At 67.3% G+C, this 19025-nt stretch carries 20 protein-coding genes; 15 read left to right on the top strand and 5 right to left on the bottom strand.

Annotated features, from left to right (window positions below; genetic code table 11):
- Nucleotides 1-32: 32 nt before the first annotated feature.
- The 14 genes from fabD (at nucleotide 33) to recO (ending at nucleotide 13187) form a co-directional block, all read left to right on the top strand.
- Nucleotides 33-968: an ACP S-malonyltransferase gene (fabD, locus tag A6745_RS23305; protein WP_066132521.1), complete on the top strand. Its 936-nt coding sequence runs from the start codon at nucleotides 33-35 to the stop codon at nucleotides 966-968.
- Between the two features lies 1 nt (nucleotide 969).
- On the top strand, nucleotides 970-1722 hold the full coding sequence (gene fabG / locus A6745_RS23300; RefSeq protein WP_066132518.1) for a 3-oxoacyl-ACP reductase FabG: 753 nt from the start codon (nucleotides 970-972) through the stop codon (nucleotides 1720-1722).
- A gap of 176 nt (nucleotides 1723-1898) precedes the next feature.
- Entirely contained in the window at nucleotides 1899-2138 is a 240-nt protein-coding gene (gene acpP, locus A6745_RS23295; protein WP_003813816.1) for an acyl carrier protein, read from the top strand.
- A gap of 213 nt (nucleotides 2139-2351) precedes the next feature.
- Complete coding sequence (gene fabF, locus A6745_RS23290; RefSeq protein WP_066132515.1) at nucleotides 2352-3581, top strand: beta-ketoacyl-ACP synthase II; 1230 nt, start codon at nucleotides 2352-2354, stop codon at nucleotides 3579-3581.
- A 70-nt stretch (nucleotides 3582-3651) separates the two neighbouring features.
- Nucleotides 3652-4062, top strand: a complete 411-nt coding sequence (locus tag A6745_RS23285) for a hypothetical protein (protein WP_156513513.1) — start codon at nucleotides 3652-3654, stop codon at nucleotides 4060-4062.
- Entirely contained in the window at nucleotides 4059-4658 is a 600-nt protein-coding gene (gene rpoE / locus A6745_RS23280; protein WP_066132508.1) for an RNA polymerase sigma factor RpoE, read from the top strand. The genes A6745_RS23285 and rpoE overlap by 4 nt, the downstream gene beginning before the upstream one ends.
- Nucleotides 4659-4670: 12 nt before the next feature.
- Complete coding sequence (locus tag A6745_RS23275; RefSeq protein ID WP_066132507.1) at nucleotides 4671-5195, top strand: sigma-E factor negative regulatory protein; 525 nt, start codon at nucleotides 4671-4673, stop codon at nucleotides 5193-5195.
- Nucleotides 5195-6265 (top strand): MucB/RseB C-terminal domain-containing protein, encoded by a 1071-nt coding sequence (locus A6745_RS23270; protein WP_082853251.1) that lies wholly within the window; start codon nucleotides 5195-5197, stop codon nucleotides 6263-6265. The genes A6745_RS23275 and A6745_RS23270 overlap by 1 nt, the downstream gene beginning before the upstream one ends.
- A 36-nt stretch (nucleotides 6266-6301) precedes the next feature.
- Nucleotides 6302-7822: a DegQ family serine endoprotease gene (locus tag A6745_RS23265; protein ID WP_066132501.1), complete on the top strand. Its 1521-nt coding sequence runs from the start codon at nucleotides 6302-6304 to the stop codon at nucleotides 7820-7822.
- A 358-nt stretch (nucleotides 7823-8180) separates the two neighbouring features.
- Nucleotides 8181-9974: a translation elongation factor 4 gene (lepA, locus tag A6745_RS23260; RefSeq protein ID WP_066132498.1), complete on the top strand. Its 1794-nt coding sequence runs from the start codon at nucleotides 8181-8183 to the stop codon at nucleotides 9972-9974.
- Nucleotides 9975-9995: 21 nt separating this feature from the next.
- Nucleotides 9996-10880 carry a signal peptidase I gene (lepB, locus tag A6745_RS23255; RefSeq protein WP_066132495.1) on the top strand — a complete coding sequence of 295 codons (885 nt, stop codon included), beginning with the start codon at nucleotides 9996-9998 and terminating at the stop codon, nucleotides 10878-10880.
- Nucleotides 10881-10892: 12 nt separating this feature from the next.
- Nucleotides 10893-11654, top strand: coding sequence for a ribonuclease III (gene rnc, locus A6745_RS23250; RefSeq protein ID WP_066133175.1), 762 nt, complete (start codon nucleotides 10893-10895; stop codon nucleotides 11652-11654).
- Nucleotides 11651-12607, top strand: coding sequence for a GTPase Era (gene era / locus A6745_RS23245; protein WP_407922751.1), 957 nt, complete (start codon nucleotides 11651-11653; stop codon nucleotides 12605-12607). Before rnc ends, era begins: the two co-directional genes overlap by 4 nt.
- Nucleotides 12600-13187, top strand: a complete 588-nt coding sequence (gene recO / locus A6745_RS23240; RefSeq protein ID WP_066132492.1) for a DNA repair protein RecO — start codon at nucleotides 12600-12602, stop codon at nucleotides 13185-13187. Before era ends, recO begins: the two co-directional genes overlap by 8 nt.
- A 108-nt stretch (nucleotides 13188-13295) precedes the next feature.
- Here the strand turns inward: recO and A6745_RS23235 are convergent, their stop codons facing one another.
- The 4 genes from A6745_RS23235 to A6745_RS23220 form a co-directional block, all read right to left on the bottom strand.
- Nucleotides 13296-14000: a Bax inhibitor-1/YccA family protein gene (locus tag A6745_RS23235; RefSeq protein WP_066132491.1), complete on the bottom strand. Its 705-nt coding sequence runs from the start codon at nucleotides 13998-14000 to the stop codon at nucleotides 13296-13298.
- A 183-nt stretch (nucleotides 14001-14183) separates the two neighbouring features.
- Nucleotides 14184-14750 carry a hypothetical protein gene (locus A6745_RS23230; protein ID WP_066132488.1) on the bottom strand — a complete coding sequence of 189 codons (567 nt, stop codon included), beginning with the start codon at nucleotides 14748-14750 and terminating at the stop codon, nucleotides 14184-14186.
- A gap of 58 nt (nucleotides 14751-14808) precedes the next feature.
- Complete coding sequence (locus A6745_RS23225) at nucleotides 14809-15267, bottom strand: DNA polymerase III subunit chi (protein ID WP_066132485.1); 459 nt, start codon at nucleotides 15265-15267, stop codon at nucleotides 14809-14811.
- 19 nt (nucleotides 15268-15286) lie between these two features.
- Nucleotides 15287-16798 (bottom strand): leucyl aminopeptidase, encoded by a 1512-nt coding sequence (locus A6745_RS23220; protein WP_066132482.1) that lies wholly within the window; start codon nucleotides 16796-16798, stop codon nucleotides 15287-15289.
- A 55-nt stretch (nucleotides 16799-16853) separates the two neighbouring features.
- On the opposite strand from A6745_RS23220, the gene lptF reads away from it, so the two are divergent.
- The gene (gene lptF, locus A6745_RS23215; protein ID WP_066132480.1) at nucleotides 16854-17960 is read left to right on the top strand and encodes an LPS export ABC transporter permease LptF; all 1107 of its coding nucleotides are present in this window, start codon (nucleotides 16854-16856) and stop codon (nucleotides 17958-17960) included.
- Between the two features lie 57 nt (nucleotides 17961-18017).
- On the opposite strand, the gene A6745_RS23210 is transcribed toward lptF, so the two are convergent.
- Nucleotides 18018-18971: a LysR family transcriptional regulator gene (locus A6745_RS23210; protein ID WP_066132477.1), complete on the bottom strand. Its 954-nt coding sequence runs from the start codon at nucleotides 18969-18971 to the stop codon at nucleotides 18018-18020.
- Nucleotides 18972-19025 lie beyond the last annotated feature (54 nt).

Below are 19025 nucleotides of genomic sequence, written 5' to 3'. Positions count from 1 at the left end.
CCAGTACCAGAACGCAATCGTTATAGATCCATATGAAAATCGCGTTTGTTTTTCCCGGACAGGGTTCCCAATCGGTCGGCATGCTCGATGCCTGGGCCGGCAATGCCGCGGTGGCCGACGTGGTCGCCCGCGCGGGCGCCGCGCTCGGCCAGGACCTGGCCGCGCTGATCGCGCAGGGGCCCGCCGAACAGCTCAACCTCACCACCAACACGCAGCCCGCCATGCTGGCCGCGGGCGTGGCGTGTTTCGAGGCCTGGCGCGCCGCCGGCGGCCGCATGCCCGACATCGTGGCGGGCCACAGCCTGGGCGAGTACGCCGCGCTGACCGCCGCCGGCGCGCTGGCGCTGGAAGACGCCGTGCGCCTGGTGCGCATCCGCGCCGACGCCATGCAGACCGCCGTGCCCGTGGGCACCGGCGCCATGGCGGCCATCCTGGGCCTGGATGACGACGCCGTGCGCGCCGCCTGCGCCCAATCGGCGCAAGGCGAGGTCGTCGAGGCCGTCAATTTCAACGCGCCCGCGCAGGTCGTCATCGCCGGCCACAAGGCCGCGGTCGAGCGCGCCTGCGAGGCTGCGAAGGCTGCCGGCGCCAAGCGCGCGCTGCTGCTGCAGGTCTCCGCGCCATTCCACTCCAGCCTGCTCAAGCCGGCTGCCGACGTGCTGGCCGGCGCCCTGGCCAACAGCGCCCTGCAGGCGCCCGCCGTGCCCGTCCTGAACAACGTCGACGTGGCGCAGCCCGCCGAGCCGGACGCCATCCGCGATGCGCTGGTGCGCCAGGCGTGGAATCCTGTACGCTGGGTCGAAACGCTGCAGGCCATGAAGCGGCAGGGCGTCACGCACGTCATCGAATGCGGTCCCGGCAAGGTGCTGGCGGGCCTGACCAAGCGCATCGATTCCGACCTGGTCGGCATGTCGATCACCGATCCCGCCTCCCTCGACGCCGCCCTCGCCGCGGTCCATGGAAACTGATATGAGCTCCACCTCCACCGAACTGCAAGGCAAGATCGCGCTGGTCACCGGCGCCACCCGCGGCATCGGCCGCGCCATCGCCCACGAACTGGCGGCGCGCGGCGCCATGGTGGTGGGCACGGCAACCTCCGAATCCGGCGCCCAGGCCATCACCGAGGCCCTGGCTGCCCACGGCGGCCGCGGCGTGGTGCTGGACGTGACCGACGCGCAGGCCTGCGAAGCCCTGATCGACGCATTGGGCAAGGAAGGCGGCGGTCCGCACATCCTGGTCAACAACGCGGGCATCACGCGCGATACGCTGGCCATGCGCATGAAGGACGACGACTGGTCGGCCGTCATCGACACCAACCTGGCCGCCGTGTTCCGTCTGTCGCGCGCGGTGCTGCGCGGCATGATGAAGGCGCGTTCGGGCCGTATCATCAACGTCACGTCGGTCGTGGGCGCCAGCGGCAACGCGGGGCAGGCCAACTACGCGGCCGCCAAGGCCGGCGTGGCCGGCATGGCGCGCGCCCTGGCGCGCGAGCTGGGCAGCCGCAACATCACCGTGAACTGCGTGGCCCCCGGCTTCATCGATACCGACATGACGCGCAGCCTGGGCGAGAACCAGACGGCCGCGCTGCTGCAGCAGATTCCCCTGGGCCGCCTCGGCGCGCCCGAAGACATCGCGCATGCGGTGGCCTTCCTGGCCAGTCCGCAGGCGGGTTACATTACCGGTACGACCCTGCACGTTAACGGCGGGATGTACATGCAATAACGCACGAACGCGCGTGTAGCCATCCGGTTCGCGCGCGTTTCATTGAGGCGCCGCGCACGGGGCCGTGTCGACATCATGGTCTGCTTTCGAAAGTGCGCGGTTTTTGTCACGGCCAACGCTTGCATTGCTCAACGCTTGGCTATAATTCGCGGGATTTTTCCCATTTGGAGATCTGCATGGAAAGCATCGAACAGCGCGTCAAGAAGATCGTCGCTGAACAACTTGGCGTGAACGAAGCCGAGATCAAGAACGAGTCCTCCTTCCTTGACGACCTCGGTGCCGATTCGCTCGACATGGTCGAACTGGTCATGGCGCTCGAGGACGAATTCGAGACCGAGATCCCCGACGAAGAGGCCGAGAAGATCACGACCGTGCAACAGGCGATTGACTACATCAACTCGCACGGCAAGCAGTAAGCCCGGTAAGCCTTCGGGGCTTGCTCGCATTTGGCTTGCATCTATTTTTCCCGCGCGCGGGGCGCAGTCCCCGCGCAGCAGGGAATCGGGGCGGTTTCAGGAGTCGCCACGCGGCGCGAACACGCAAGGGCTTTTCCGCCTTTGCGCAACGCTTCCCGCGTGTGTGGCGCATCCCGAAAACCGCCTTTGTTTTGTCTGTAATAGGAGTCATCCGTGAAGCGACGAGTCGTCATCACCGGCCTCGGTATCATCAGCCCCGTGGGCAATGACCTCACCACGGCCTGGGACAATATCGTCAACGGACGTTCGGGCATCACCCGCATCACGCGCTTCGATCCCTCCGCGCTGACCACGCACATCGCGGGTGAGGTCAAGGGCTTCGACGTCACGCAGTACATGGCCGCCAAAGAGGCGCGCCAGATGGATACCTTCATCCATTACGGCGTGGCGGCCGGCATGCAGGCATGGCGCGACAGCGGCCTCGAGGTCACCGAAGAGAACGCCGAGCGCATCGGCGTGATCGTCGGCTCCGGCATCGGCGGCCTGCCGCGCATCGAAGAAACGCAGACCGAGCTGCTGGCCAAGGGCCCGCGCCGCATCTCGCCGTTCTTCGTCCCCGCGTCGCTGATCAACCTCATCTCCGGCCAGCTCAGCATCGCCTACGGCATGAAGGGCCCCAGCTATGCCGTCGTGTCGGCCTGCACCACCGGCCTGCACAGCATCGGCGACGCCGCCCGCCTGATCGAGTACGGCGATGCCGACGTCATGCTGGCCGGCGGCGCCGAGTCCACGGTCTCGCCGCTGGGCATCGGCGGCTTTGCCGCCATGCGCGCGCTGTCCACGCGCAACGACGATCCCGCCACCGCATCGCGTCCCTGGGATGTCGACCGTGACGGTTTCGTGCTGGGCGAGGGCGCCGGCGTCCTGGTGCTCGAAGAGTACGAACACGCCAAGCGCCGCGGCGCTCGCATCTATGGCGAGTTCGTCGGCTACGGCATGAGCTCCGACGCGCATCACATCACGGCGCCGGATCGTGACGGTCCCCGCCGCGGCGTGGTCAATGCGCTGCGCAGCGGCGGCCTGAACCCGGAAGACGTGCAGTACGTGAATGCGCACGGCACCTCGACGCCGCTGGGCGACAAGAACGAGTCCGAAGCCCTGAAACTGGCGTTCGGCGATCACGCCCGCAAGCTGGTGGTCAACTCGACCAAGTCGATGACCGGCCACCTGTTGGGCGCGGCGGGCGGTATCGAAGCCGTGTTCACCACGTTGGCGCTGTACAACCAGGTCTCGCCTCCGACGATCAACATCTTCAATCAAGATCCCGAGTGCGATCTGGATTACTGCGCCAACGAGGCGCGGCAGATGAAGATCGACGTGGCCCTGTCCAACTCGTTCGGCTTCGGCGGCACCAACGGCTCCATGGCCGTGCGTCGTATCTGAGTTGATCGACAGCGCCCAGTCCCCCTCCTGGCAGCTGCGGCTGCCGGTAGCGCCTGCTTCCCTGCCGGGGATGCTGCGCACTGCCGGCATGCTGGCAGCGGCGGGCTGCGCCGCCTGGTCGGCGCATCTGCTGGGCGTACCCGCCTGGCTGGCGGCCGCCGGCACCGCTTCAGCGGCGATGGCGGCCCGGGCGCGGATTCACCGCCGTCCCGGCGTGCGGGTAGGGGGGCTGCGCGCCTCGCCCGATCCCGCCGCCTGGAGCCTGCTGTCGGAGTCCGGCTGGCGCGGCGCGCGCCTGGTCGAATGCCGCCGGGGCCTCTTCTGGTTGTCGTTGTCGCTGTGCCCGGACGACACGCGCACCTTGCCGCGCCGTCTCTGCGTCACCGTCTGGCGGCCGACGTTGTCGCCGTCCGCCTGGCGGCGTCTATGCATCGTTTCCGGCCGCGCCATGGCCGAGCGTGCGCCGATGAGGTCCGCATGAGCGAACGCGACGTCGACGCCGAACTTGTTGCACGCGTACAACGTGGCGACAAAAAAGCCTTCGATCTGCTGGTATTGAAGTATCAGCGCAAGATCTTGCGTCTTCTTGCCCGCATGATCCGCGATCCTGCAGAGATCGAAGACGTGGCCCAAGAGGCCTTCATCAAGGCTTATCGTGCATTGCCGCAATTTCGCGGCGAAAGTGCCTTCTACACTTGGCTCTACCGCATTGCCATCAACACGGCCCGCAACTGGCTGGCCTCGTCCGGCCGGCGTCCCAGCGCACCCAATGCGATAGAAACCGAGGATGGTGAAACTTTTAACGAAACCGATAACCTAACCGACTTGAGCACGCCGGAATCCGTCCTGGCCAGCCGCGAAATCGCCGAAACGGTGAACGCCGCCATCCAGGACCTGCCCGAGGAATTGCGGACAGCCATCGTCCTGCGTGAAATCGAAGGTATGAGTTACGAAGACATCGCCCAAAGCATGGACTGCCCGATCGGTACGGTGCGCTCCCGCATTTTTCGTGCGCGTGAAGCCATCTCCAATCGGTTGCGCCCCTTGCTGGACACCGATGCCGAGCGTCGTTGGTAAGGAGTGGCAGTCATGCAGACCGCAGCCCAGTCGTCAGTCGAATCCCCCGAATCCCTCCAGGACGATGTCCTGGAGGCCGCCATTTCCGCCTGGCTGGATGGCGAGGGGTCCGACGATTTCCCATCCCACCTCGCCACCCCGCAGGGCCGGCGGACCTGGGATACGTATCACCTGATCGGCGATGCGCTGCGCAGCACGGAACTTTCCGCGCAGCCCAGCGCCGATTTCCATGCCCGCCTGTCGCGCGCGCTCGAGGCCGAGATGCCCATCGTGGCCGCGCCGCGCCGCCGCACGCCGATCCGCCTGGGCCTTTCCGGCCTGGCGGTGGCCGCCGCGGTCGCCACCGTGGCCTGGGTGTCGCAGCCGTATCTCGGCGGCGTGTCCAAGCCCGCCGACAGCGCCGTGCTGGCCGATGCCGGCACCAGCGGCGCCAATATCGAAGACGCGGGCCTGCGCGACTACCTCGAGGCCCATCGCCAGATGGCGGGCCCCAGCGCCGTGCGCCAGGTGTCGTTCGATCCCGGGATGGGCCGTTGATGACGGTTTGGCAGTCAATGTCCCGCACGGCACGCGCACGCGCTTCCTGGTCTCCCCTGTGGACGTCGCGCCACGCCGCCGGGTTTGCCCTGGCCATGTTCGCGGGCCTGATGGCCCTGCATGTCGAGGCGCGCGCCGAGCAGGCCGCCTCGCGCGATCCCGTACAGCTTCTGTCCGACATCCAGCAGGCCGCCCGCAAGCAGGATTATGCCGGGGTGTTCATCTACCAGCAGGGCGAGACGATGCAGTCCTCGCGCGTGGTGCACCTGATCGACGGCACCGGCGAGCGCGAGCGCCTCGAGATCCTCGATGGCCAGCCGCGCGAGTACCTGCGCCACAACGAAGACGTGCAGTGCCTGCTGCCCGAAAGCAAGACCGTGCTGGTCGAGCCGCGCCGCGGCGACCGGTTCCCGGGCCTGCTGCTGGGCCACCCGGCCGCCCTGGCCGAGCACTACGACATCCACGCCAGCGACAAGCTGCATCGCGTGGCCGATCGCCAGTGCCGCATCATCACCATTTCCCCGCGCGATGCCCTGCGCTACGGCTACCGCCTGTGCGCCGACGTCAACACGAACCTGCTGCTGAAGGCGCAGACGCTCGACTCGTCGCGCAAGATCGTCGAGCAGGTCGCATTCACCTCGCTGCGGCTGGGCAGCGACGTCGATCCTTCCTGGTTGAATTCCCGCTGGAACACCCGCGACTGGAAGGTCATCGAGGCCTCGATGAAGCCGGTGGACCTTTCCACGCAGGGTTGGCGCATTCCGCAGCCCGAGGGCTTCGCCATCGTCATGCAGGTGGCGCGCGCCATGGGGCAGGCCAATGTCAGCCAACTGGTGCTGTCGGATGGCCTGGCCGCCATCTCGGTGTTCATCGAGCCCTACGACAGCCAGCGCCACAGCCACCCGCCCGCAGGCCTGGCACGGCGGGGCGCCATCAACATCTACGGGACGCGCGTGGCCGATTTCTGGCTGACCGCGCTGGGTGAAGTGCCGGCGGCCACGCTGCAGCAACTGGCCGGTTCCATCGAATACGTCCCCCAGGCCGCCGCCGCGCCGCAGCAAAACCAGTAAAGTACTGCTTCGCACGAAGTTTCCCCGGAGTCGTCCATGGCTTTTCACCCCGTGTCGAACGTGATGTTGCGACGCTGTCTCTCCTTCATGGCCGCGGGCGCGATGCTGGCCGGCGCCGCCGTGCCCGCCCAGGCGCAGCCGGTGCAGACGCAGAACCCGTCCGCGCCGCCCGCCATCGTGTTGCCCGATTTCACCGGCATCGTCGAGAAAGCCGACCCCGCCGTGGTCAACATCCGCACCACGGCCACCGTGCCGGTGCGGGGCATGGGCCCTGGCGGCGGCAACGATCCCTACGAACTGTTCCGCTGGTTCTTCGGCCCCGATTTCCAGCCGCCCGGTCCGGGCGGCCAGCGTCGCCAGCAGCCGCAGCCCCCGCAGCCCCAGCAGCCGCAAGAGCGCACCGTGCCCCGTGGCGTGGGCTCCGGCTTCTTCATTTCCGATGACGGCTACGTGCTGACCAATACGCACGTCATCAGCGAAGCCACCGACATCTACGTCACCCTGACCGACGGGCGCGAGTTCAAGGCCAAGGTCATCGGTTCGGACGAGCGCACGGACGTGGCCCTGATCAAGATCGAGGGCAAGGACTTCACGCCGATGCCCATCGGCGATCCCAAGCAGTTGAAGAAGGGCCAGTGGGTGCTGGCGATCGGTTCGCCGTTCGGCCTGGACTCCACCGTGACCTCGGGCATCGTCAGCGCCATCGGCCGCGATACCGGCGAGTACCTGCCGTTCATCCAGACCGACGTGGCCGTGAATCCCGGCAACTCGGGCGGACCCCTGATCAACCTGCGGGGCGAAGTGATCGGCATCAACTCGCAGATCATCTCGCGCAGCGGCGGCTTCATGGGCATTTCGCTGGCCATCCCCATCGACGAGGCCATGCGCGTGGTCGAGCAACTGCGCACCACCGGCAAGGTCACGCGCGGCCGCATCGGCGTGCAGATCGGCGAGGTGGTGAAGGACGTGGCGGACGCCATCGGCCTGCCCAGGGCCGAAGGCGCGCTGGTCAGCAGCGTCGAGAGCGGTGGTCCGGCGGAAGACTCCGGCGTGCAGCCTGGCGACGTGATCATCTCGTTCAATGGCGAGGCCATCAAGCGCTGGTCCGACCTGCCGCGCCTCGTGGGTGAAACCAAGCCCGGCACCTCCGCGCCCATGGAAGTGTGGCGCAAGGGCAAGACGGTCAAGCTCACCGTCAAGGTCGGCGAGATCCCGAACGACAAGACGGCGGCCGCCGCCAAGGAGGGCGGCGACGCGCCCGCCAAGACCCCGTCGGCCGACAACGTGCTGGGCCTGGGCGTGACGGACGTGCCCGCCGACGTGCAGCGCAAGCTGCGCATCAAGGGCGGCGTGCAGGTCAAGGCGGTGAAGGGTCCGGCCTCGGCGGCCGGCCTGCAGGAGAACGACGTGATCCTGGCGGTCAACGACAGCGACGTCACCGGCGCCGAGCAATTCGCCAGGCTGGTGTCCAAGCTGGACAAGGGCCGCGCGGTGGGCCTGCTGGTGCGCCGTGGCGACCAGACCCAGTGGGTGGCCGTGCAGTTGAACAACAAATAAGAAGCCGGCGCGGTCGCCGGCCGCCCCAGGCTTCGCGACGGGTTCTGCCGCGCACCTCCGGCAAGGTAATCGAAGACCGGCTAGAATGTCTGGTTGCCGCAAGAGGGGGCGCATGGCGCCCCCTCGCTTTTGCCCGCTGGCCGGCAGGTGAACATGCCGATATCCGCGGACATCCTGCCCCTGGCTCTCTGGCGAACCCGCCGGCACCTTCCCGATTCGGCCATGCCGGGCGGCCCGCGACGGCCATGCCCACGCGGAACCCGAAACGGCCCAACCCCGAAGTCCCTGGGGCCCGTAAGCCCCCGGACGGATCCGGGTCGAAAGCCGGCGCAAGCCCTGCCCCTGACAATTTCTCGCCATGCAGCATATTCGCAATTTCTCCATCATCGCCCACATCGACCACGGTAAGTCCACGCTGGCGGATCGCCTGATCCACCGGTGCGGCGGCCTGGCCGACCGCGAGATGTCCGCCCAGGTGCTGGACTCGATGGACATCGAGCGCGAGCGTGGCATCACCATCAAGGCCCAGACCGCCGCGCTGCACTACACGGCCAAGGACGGCAAGGTCTACAACCTCAACCTGATCGACACCCCGGGACACGTCGACTTCTCGTACGAAGTCAGCCGTTCGCTGTCCGCTTGCGAAGGCGCGCTGCTGGTCGTCGATGCCTCGCAGGGCGTCGAGGCGCAGACGGTGGCCAACTGCTACACCGCCATCGAGCTGGGCGTGGAAGTGCTGCCCGTGCTGAACAAGATGGACCTGCCGCAGGCCGATCCCGAGGGCGCCCGCAAAGAGGTCGAGGACGTCATCGGCATCGACGCCTCGCGCGCGGTGCTGGCCAGCGCCAAGACCGGCATGGGCATCGACGAGATCCTCGAAATGATCGTCGCGCAGGTGCCGCCGCCCAAGGGCGACCCGGCCCAGCCGCTGCAGGCGCTGATCATCGACTCGTGGTTCGACAACTACGTCGGCGTGGTCATGCTGGTGCGCATCGTCAACGGCACGCTCAAGCCCAAGGACAAGCTGCTGTTCATGGCCTCCGGCGCCACCCACCTGTGCGAGCAGACCGGCGTGTTCACGCCCAAGTCGCAACCGCGCCCGAACCTGTCCGCGGGCGAGGTGGGTTTCATCATCGCCGGCATCAAGGAACTGGCCGACGCCAAGGTGGGCGATACCATCACCCTGGCGAACCATCCCGCCAGCGAGCCCGTGCCGGGCTTCAAGGAAGTGAAGCCCCAGGTGTTCGCGGGCCTGTACCCGGTGGAAAGCTCCGAGTACGACCAACTGCGCGACTCGCTGGAAAAGCTCAAGCTCAACGACGCGGCGCTGATGTTCGAGCCCGAAGTCTCGCAGGCGCTGGGTTTCGGCTTCCGCTGCGGCTTCCTGGGCCTCTTGCACATGGAAATCGTGCAGGAACGCCTGGAGCGCGAATTCGACATGGACCTCATCACCACCGCGCCGTCGGTGGTCTACGAGGTCGAGCAGCGCGACGGCACGGTCATCACGGTCGAAAGCCCTTCGCGCATGCCCGAGGTCGGCAAGATCGCCGACATCCGCGAGCCCATCGTCACGGTCACGCTGTTCATGCCGCAGGAGTACGTGGGCGCGGTCATGACGCTGTGCAACGCCAAGCGCGGCGCGCAGATCGACATGAACTATTCCGGCCGCCAGGTGATCCTGAAATACGAGATCCCGCTGGCCGAGATCGTGCTCGACTTCTTCGACAAGCTGAAGTCGGTGTCGCGCGGCTACGCCTCGATGGACTACGAGTTCCTCGAATACCGCTCGTCGGAAGTGGTCAAGGTGGACCTGCTGATCAACAGCGACCGGGTCGACGCCCTGGCCATGATCGTGCACCGCTCCAACTCCCGCTACCGCGCGCGCGAGGTCGTGTCCAAGATGCGTGAACTGATTCCGCGCCAGATGTACGACGTGGCGATCCAGGCCGCCATCGGCGCCGAAGTCATCGCGCGCGAGAACGTCAAGGCGCTGCGCAAGAACGTGCTGGCCAAGTGCTATGGCGGCGACATCTCGCGCAAGAAAAAGCTGCTGGAAAAGCAGAAGGCCGGCAAGAAACGCATGAAGCAGGTGGGCAGCGTCGAAATCCCCCAAGAGGCTTTCCTCGCCATCCTGCAAGTGGAAGACAAGTAACCCGAATAGGCGACATTCGTCATGAGCTGGAACTTTGCCCTGATTCTTTTTGTTCTGCTGGTGGTCACCGGCGTGATCTGGGTGCTGGACCTGGCGGTGCTGCGCCAGCCCCGACGCGCGCGTGCGCAGCAGGCCATGCAGGCGTACGACGCGAATCCCGCCGACGACCCGCAGCAGGCCGAGCGCGAACGCCGCGAGGCTGGCGAGCGTGCCGGCAAGGCACCGTGGTGGGTCGAGTACGCGGTCAGCTTCTTCCCGGTGATCCTGTTCGTGTTCATGCTGCGTTCGTTCGTGGTCGAGCCGTTCCGCATCCCGTCGGGCTCGATGCTGCCCACCCTGCAGTCCGGCGACCTGATCCTGGTGAACAAGTTCAACTACGGCATCCGCCTGCCCATCGTCGACAAGAAGGTCGTCGAGATCGGCAAGCCCGCGCGCGGCGACGTGATCGTGTTCCGCTACCCGGTGGACACCGACGTCGACTACATCAAGCGCGTGGTCGGCCTGCCGGGGGACGAAATCGCCTACCTGGACAAAAAACTGTATGTGAACGGCCAATTGGTGACGCATACCCGCGACGGCGACTACTACGAACCCGACCGGGTGTCCTACGTTGCCCGGTATGACGAGAAGTTGGGCGACGTTACGCACAAGATACTGCTGGAAGAAGACCGTACCCAGGATTTTGGCCCCATCTGGAAGTTTCCCTTCATCGACCAGTGCCAGTACCTGCGCAATGGCGTGCGCTGCAAGGTGCCCGAGGGCCATTACTTCGCCATGGGCGACAACCGTGACAATAGTGCGGACAGCCGCTATTGGGGCTTCGTGCCAGACGGTAATATCGTGGGTAGGGCGTTCTTCGTCTGGATGAATTTCGGCGACCTGAGCCGTATCGGTCGCTTCCACTGATCTCTCATGCTCATGTCCCTGGCCACCCTGGAATCCCGCCTGGATCATCGCTTCGGCGACCAGGCACTGCTCGAACAAGCGCTGACGCATCGCAGTCACGGCGCGCGTCATAACGAGCGGCTGGAATTCCTGGGCGACGCGGTGCTGAACTTCGTGGTCGCCGCCATGCTGTTCGAACGCTATGCCAAGCTGGACGAAGGCGATCTGTCGCGTCTGCGGGCCAACCTGGTCAAGCAGGCGTCGCTGGCCGACATCGCGCAGCGCCTCGAACTGTCGCAGTACCTGCGCCTGGGCGAGGGCGAACTGAAAAGCGGCGGGTTCCGCCGGCCTTCCATCCTGGCCGACGCGGTCGAGGCCATCTTCGGCGCGGTGTTCCTGGATGCCGGCTTCGATGCCGCGCGCAAGGTCATCATCCGCCAATACCAACCCGTCATCGCCAACGTCGATCCCTCGACGCTGGGCAAGGATGCCAAGACGCTGCTGCAGGAATTCCTGCAGGGGCGCAAGCTGCCGCTGCCGGTTTATACGGTGGTGGCCACGCACGGGGCGGCGCACAGCCAGCAGTTCGAAGTCGAATGCGCCATCCCGGCCTTCGAGATCAAGGTCGTGGCGCCCGGCGCCAGCCGCCGCGCGGCCGAACAGTCCGCGGCCAAGCTGGCGCTCGAGGCGGCACAGGCCGTCAGCCCGCCCGCGCGCGCCGCGCGCAAGTCGGGCAAGCCGCGCAAGACCGCGCAATTGTCACTGCCGGTGGCGGTGGCGCAAGAGGTGAAATGAGCAATACCGAAGGGCAAGAGCCTTCTTCCTTGGGCGACGAGTCGCCGCAATCTCCCGCTTCGTCGATCGCATCGGTGGAGCGGGCAGGCTTTGTCGCCGTCGTCGGACGCCCCAACGTGGGCAAGTCCACGCTGACCAACGCGCTGATCGGCAGCAAGATTTCCATCGTCTCGCGCAAGGCGCAGACGACGCGCCATCGCATCCATGGCGTGCTCACGCGTGAGCGCGAGCAGTTCGTGTTCGTGGATACGCCCGGCTTCCAGACCCGCCACGGCGGCGCCATGAACCGCATGATGAACCGCGTGGTCACGCAGGCGCTGGCCGACGTGGACGTGGTGGTGCACGTGGTCGAGGCCGGCAAGTGGAGCGATGGCGACGCGCGCCTGTTGCCGCTGTTGCCCGATCCCGCCCGCACCATCCTGGTCGTGAGCAAGATCGACGCCCTGAAGAACCGCGACGACCTGTTCCCCTTCGTGGCCAGGATCATGGCCCAGCATCCCTACGGCGCCGTGGTGCCCGTCAGCGCGGTGAAGGACCAGCAACTGGATCAACTGCTGGACGAGATCGCCACGCGCCTGCCCGAAGGCGAGGCGATGTTCGAGGAAGATACGCTTACCGACCGGCCCATGCGCTTCATCGCGGCCGAGCTGGTGCGCGAGAAGATCTTCCGCCTGGTCGGCGACGAACTGCCGTATGGCTGCACCGTGGTCATCGAGCAATGGGAAGAGGCCGACACCTTGGCGCGCATCGCCGCCTGCGTGGTGGTCGAGCGCGAGAGCCATCGCCCCATTCTGCTGGGCGCCGGCGGCCAGCACATGAAACGCATCGCCACCGAGGCGCGCCAGGACATCTCCAAGCTGCTGGACAAGACCGTGCACCTGGAGATCTACATCAAGGTGCGCAAGGGCTGGTCCGACCGCGAAAGCGCGCTACGCGACCTGGGCTATGAGTAAACGCGCGCTGCGCGTTCAGGACAGCTTTGCCTACATGCTCCACGCCACCGCGTGGCGCGAAACCTCATTGGTCATCCAGGCCTTCTCGCGCAGCCACGGCTGCCTGGCCCTGGTGGCAAAGGGCGCCAAGCGCCCGTATTCCACCCTGCGTCCCGTGCTGTCGGCTTTCCAGCCGCTGGCCCTGTCCTGGAGCGGCGGCGGCGAGGTCAAGACCCTCACCCGCGCCGAGGTGTCCGGCGTGCGCCCGCTGACCGGTGGCGCGCTGATGTCGGCCTGGTACATGAACGAGCTGCTGCTGCGCCTGTTGCCGCGCGAGGATGCCCATCCCGTGCTGTTCGATGCCTATGACACGGCGCTGGCGCAACTGGCCGGCGGTTCGCGCGCGTCGGCGGCGCTGCGCCGTTTCGAATGGGTGCTGCTGCGCGAGACGGGCTATGGCCTGGACGAGGCCGAGCCCGACTTCAGCGATTCCGCCACCGAACCCGAGCTGCGCCGTGCCCTGCGCGAGCGGCTGGAGGCCAACCTGACGGGCAGGCCGCTGGCGACGCGGCGGGTGCTGATGGATCTGCAGCGCTTCTGATCTTTCCGCGCAACCCGGCCGGACGCACCCGGCAAAAGGCCCGCCAGTGAGGCGGGCCCTTTCGTTCTGGCCGGCGCGCCGCATGCCGCGGCGCGCTGCCTGGTCGGCTTACTCGCGGTCGCCGCCGAAGATGCCCAGCAGGGCCAGCAGGTTGGCGAAGACGTTGTAGACGTCCAGGTAGATGGCCAGGGTGGCCGAGACGTAGTTGGTCTCGCCGCCGTTGACCACGCGCTGCAGGTCGACCAGCATGAAGGCCGAGAAAATGACGACGGCCAGCGTGGACACCATCAGCATGATGCCGGTCATCTGCAGGAAGATGTTGGCGACGGCGGCGACCAGGATCACCATGGCGCCGGCGAACAGCCACTTCGACAGACCGGACAGGTCGCGCTTGATGGTGGTGGCCAGCGTGGCCATCGTGCCGAACACCACGGCGGTGCCGCCGAAGGCCGTCATGACCAGTTGCGAGCCGTTCGAGAAGTTCATCACGAAGCCCAGGATGCGGGACAGCATGATGCCCATGAAGAACGTGAAGGCCAGCAGCAGGACCACGCCCAGCGAGCTGTCCTTGTTCTTCTCGATGAGGAACATCATGCCGAACGCGCCGACCAGGAACAGGATGGACGAGACCATGGGGCTGGTGCCCATGACCTGGTTCAGGCCGCTGTACAGGCCGACGGCCGCGCCCAGCACGGTGGGAATCAGGGAGAGAGCGAGCAGCCAGTACGTGTTACGCAGTACACGATTCCGGACGACCTCGCCCGACGCGCCGTAGCCGGAGCGTTCGTAGGGAGTGGGACGGTATTCGTTCATGGCATTTCCTCTATCGATACCGGGTAAGACACCCGACTAACATTGGAGGCGAAGAATACCTGACAGTTCCCTTAATTTCTAGAAAATCCTGACGGTCGCCGTGATTTGCTTTTCGAAGGCAGGCGCTGCCCGCGCAGCGCGAGCCACGGTGGGGCCCGCCCCGGGGGAAGCGCCAGGGAGGCGTCAGCCCGGCCGCACCCGGCCGAGGGTGCGCGCCACGATGGCGGGAAGCTCGGCTTCCAGGCGGGTTCGCAGCAGCACCGAGGCATCCTGGACGGCGGCGTGCACCGCCTGTTCGATCTCGGCCTGCAGGGCGGCGCGCAGCACGGCCTCGGGAATGCTGGCGGAGGGCGATGCCGGGGCCGCGGCCGGCGGGGCGGCCGGCGCCGGAGACAAGTCGGGCTCCAGGCCGGGATGCACGGGCGGCACGTAGCGCGGCGGCGCCTGGGGCGGTGCCGTGCCAACCCGGTCTCGCAATGGGGTGTAGGGCGCGGACGGCCCGAGTTCAAGGTAGGAGTGCGGCGGCAGCGATGCCGCCGTGCCCGGCGCGGGCTCGGGCAGCCCGTCGGCCGGCTGGCTCAGCACGGGCACGTCGTCGTCGGCGCCATGGTCCGGGCCGAGGTAGACGTCGCCCAGCACGGGCGCGCCGTCGTCCTGGGGCAGGGGGGCGTCGGGGGACAGCGTGGGTTCCGCGCGCTGGGTCAGCGTGGGGATGCTGGCGTCGCGGTGGGGCGAGAAGGGGCTAGGCATGGCGTGTGTCTCGGTAAGCGCATACCCGGTCCGGCTCGTGGCGGCCGGCTGGGGGCGCTCAGGCGCCCGCTGCCCGGGTCAGGTCGTGGCTTTGCAGGGGGTGTCCCGCAGCCTGATAGGTGCGCCAGCGCTGCCGCGCAGCCTGGCGGTCGGCAGGATCGTCGGAGACGAATTCCAGCAGCCTGACGAACCCATCATAGTTCGGGGGGCAGGCATCATCCAAATTCAGCAGCCAGATGTCCGGCGCGTCCGGCGCGGCGTTCTGCCGCAGCACCGCGCCGGGATCGGCCGCCGTGAGCACGACGGGGGTGTCGGCCGCCAGCGGATCGTTGGCCAGCACGTGCGGCACGAAGGAGATGTCGTCGAAGGCCCACAGCATGCGGTCGAAGGCCGACAGGCGCCGGCCATCGCTGCAGTAGACCACCACGCGCTGGCCCGCCAGATAGCGCTTGCGCGCGGTCTGGCAGGCGGCGCGCAGGCGGTCTCCGGCGCCGAAGGCGAAGTCGATGCGCGTCATGCGTCGGCTTGCCGCGGGATCAGCCGCGGTCCAGCAGGTACTGCGTCAGCAGCGGCACCGGGCGGCCCGTGGCGCCCTTGTCCTTGCCGCCCTTCCAGGCGGTGCCGGCGATGTCCAGGTGCGCCCACGGATAGGCCTTGGCAAAACGCGACAGGAAGCACGCCGCCGTGACGGCGCCAGCCTGCGGGCCGCCGATGTTGGCGATGTCGGCGAAGTTGGATTTCAGCTGTTCCTGGTAGGCGTCGTCCATCGGCATGCGCCAGGCCGTATCCAGCGACTGGCGGCCGGCGGCCAGCAGCGCGTCGGCCAGGGCGTCGTCCTTGGAGAACAGGCCGGTGTTGACGCCGCCCAGCGCCACGACGCAGGCGCCGGTGAGCGTGGCGATGTCGATCACCGCCGAGGGCTTGAAGCGTTCGGCGTAGGTGAGGGCGTCGCATAGCACCAGGCGGCCCTCGGCGTCGGTGTTCAGGATCTCGATGGTCTGGCCAGACAGGCTGGTCACCACGTCGCCCGGCTTGTTGGCGCGGCCGCTGGGCATGTTCTCGCATGCGGCGATCAGGCCGACCACTTCGAACGGCAGCTCGAGTTCGGCCAGGGCGCGGAAGGTGCCCAGCACGCTGGCGGCGCCGCACATGTCGTACTTCATCTCGTCCATGGTGGCGGCAGGCTTGATCGAGATGCCGCCCGAATCGAAGGTGATGCCCTTGCCGACCAGGACCACGGGGCCGGTGGCGGCCTTGGCCTTCTTGGCCGCCGTGGCGGGGGCGCCGCCATGGCGCAGCACGATGAAGCGCGGCGGCTCGTCGGAACCACGGGCCACCGACAGGAACGAGCCCATGCCCAGGGCCTCGATCTGCTTGCGCTCGAGCACCTCGACCTTCAGGCTCTTGAATTCGCGCGCCAGCTTCCTGGCGGTTTCGCCAAGGTAGGTGGGCGTGCAGATGTTGCCGGGCAGGTTGCCCAGCGTGCGGGTGAGTTCCATGCCGTTGGCGATGGCGGCGCCTTCGCGCAGGCCTTGCTGGGCCTGGGAGGCATCGGCGCGCGCGACGACCTGCGTGATCTTGCGCAGCTTGGGCCGCGCGTCGCGGTCGGGTTTGCCGAACGTGGCGTCGTAGTGATAGGCCGCGCTGCCGGCCGCGATGGCGGCGGTGCGGGCGCGGGCGCGCAGCGGCGTGCCGGGGATGTCCAGCGCGGCCAGGGTGGAGACGCCTTCGGTCAGCAGGGCCGAGACGCATACGGATGCGAACGCCTGCTCGGCGCTGGCGTGGGTGCGGGCGCAGTATTCCTCGCGCTTGCCCAGGCCCACCAGCACGACGCGCTGGGCCGTGACGCCGGGCAGGTTGCGCAGCACCAGCGTGGCGCCGGGGCGGGCCCGGAACTCGGCCTTGACGACGGCGCGCAGGGCGCCGTTGGCGGCGCGATCGATCAATTCGGCGGCGGCGCTGAGTTGGCCGTCCGCGTAGACGCCCACCGCCAGCGCGGCGGTCTTGATCTGATGCGCAGAAGCGGTGGTCTGTGTGCTAAATTCCATGAGGAAGGTTCCCGAGTGGCTCATCGATTCCGCTCGATTATCCCGCATTTTTCTCATGTCCCTCTTCAAACGGTCTGTCGTCAGCGAGATTACCAGTCACGCCGGCGTGGTGTTCTCTACCCTGGTGGTGGTGTGGCTCAGCGTTTTGCTGGTTCGCCTGCTGGGCGAGGCGGCAGGCGGCTCCATCGGCGCCGATGTCGTGGTCGGCCTGGCTGCGTTTTCCACCGTCACCGCGTTGCCCACCATCATGGCGGTGGCGCTGTTCATCGCGGTGCTGACCACCGTCACGCGCAATTACCGCGAATCCGAGATGGTCGTGTGGTTCGCCAGCGGACTGTCGCTGGCCGACTGGCTGAGGCCGGTGCTGCGCGTGGCCGTGCCCACCGCCATCATGGTGGCCGTGCTCACCCTGGTGGCCTCGCCGTGGGCCTACCGCCAGATCGGCGAGTACCGCGAACGCTTCGAACAGCGTTCCGACCTTTCCAAGGTCACGGCCGGCCAGTTCGCCGAATCCGATCGCGGCAAGCGCGTGTTCTTCGCCGATGATCCGGCCAAGCCCTCCGACGAGCTGGGCAATGTGTTCGCGCGCGCCATCGATCCCGAATGGCACAGCCTGTTGACCGCCAGCAGCGCGCATACCGAGACGATGCCCAACGGCGACCGTTTCCTGGTGCTGGGAGAGGGCCATCGCTACGACCTGAAGCCGGGCACCCCCGAGGTGCGGCTGGTCGACTTCGAGCGCTACGGCATTCGCCTGGAGAGCAAGGCGGGGATCGATCCCGCCGCGGACGCGCGGGCCGCCGCCGAACGCTCCAGCAAGGCGCGCACCACCATGCAGCTGGTGGCCGACAACACCGACAACTCGTGGTCGCAAGTGATGTGGCGGATCGCCATGCCGCTGGCCACGCTCAATCTGGCGCTGCTGGCCATTCCGCTGGGCGCCGTCAATCCGCGCCTGGGCCGGTCGGGCGATCTGCTGATGGCGGGCCTCATCGCGCTGCTCTACATGAACCTGATCAACCTGTCGCGGGCCTGGATCAACGACGGCAAGATCAGCTTCGGCATCGGCGTGTGGGTCATCCACGCCATCGTGGCCGGCTTCTTCGCCTGGCTGCTGATGCGTCGCCTGCGCCTGAGGGCGCCGCGCGAAGCCAAGGCTTGATGGGCGGATGCCTCCGTCCGGGCGCGCCTTGTCAGGCGTGGCTTGAGGGCGCTTGGCCTACGGGGCCGGTTCGTCCTCTCTTGCCCGGCCCTCCGGCAGATACTGCATCCGCCCGTGCGTACCCGCCAATAGCGGCGCATTGCGCGACACCGAGCGGCGCAGGAAATCCCACAGCACCGCCACGCGCTTCAGGCGCCGCAGGTCTTCGTGGCAGTACATCCAGAAGCTGCGCGCGATGGCGATCTCCTCGGGCAGCACGGGTTGCAGCCGCGGATCCTGCGCGGCGATGAAGCACGGCAGGATCGCCAGTGAGCGGCCCTGCAGGACCGCGTGGTACTGGGCGATGACGCTGGTGCTGCGCAACACGACGCGGCTGTCGGGCAGCAGGTCTTCCAGGTAGCGCAGCCGCTGGCTGAACACCAGTTCCTCGACATAGCCGATGAAGCTGTGACCCGCCAGGTCGGCGCGTTCGCGGATGGGCGCGTGCCGCGCCAGATATCCTGGCGTGCCGTACAGCATCAGCGTGTAGTCGCACAGCTTGCTGCACACGTAGGGGCCGCGCTGCGGGCGTTCGATGGTGATGGCCAGGTCCGCCTCGCGCTTGGACAGGCTGACGAAGCGCGGCACCGGCAGGATGTCCAGCGTGATGTGCGGATAGCGGCGCTGGAAATCCGCCGCCAGCGGCGTCAGCACATAGCTGCCGAAGCCCTCGGTGGCGCCGATGCGCAGGTGTCCGGACAGGGCCTGGCCGATGCCGGACAGGTTCTCGCGCGCGGCCGCCACCGCGTTCTCCATCTGTTCGGCGTGCACGAACAGCCGCTGTCCTTCGCCCGTCAGGATGAAGCCCGTGCTGCGCGACTTTTCGAACAGCAGGCTGTCCAGTTCCGCTTCCAGCAGGCGGATGCGGCGCGATACCGTGGTGTGTTCCACGCCCAGTTGGCGCGCCGCCGCGCTGACGCGCTGCGTGCGGGCCACCGCCAGGAAGTAGCGCAGGCTGTCCCAATCGAGCATGGCGGGTGTCTCCGTATCGTTGTGCATCGATGCACAACGAATGTGCATCTTTAG

This window comes from Bordetella ansorpii (assembly GCF_900078705.1).
Lineage (GTDB): Bacteria > Pseudomonadota > Gammaproteobacteria > Burkholderiales > Burkholderiaceae_B > Bordetella > Bordetella ansorpii_A.
Note: the sequence above shows the minus strand (reverse complement) of the source record. Positions and strands in the feature narration are given on the sequence as shown.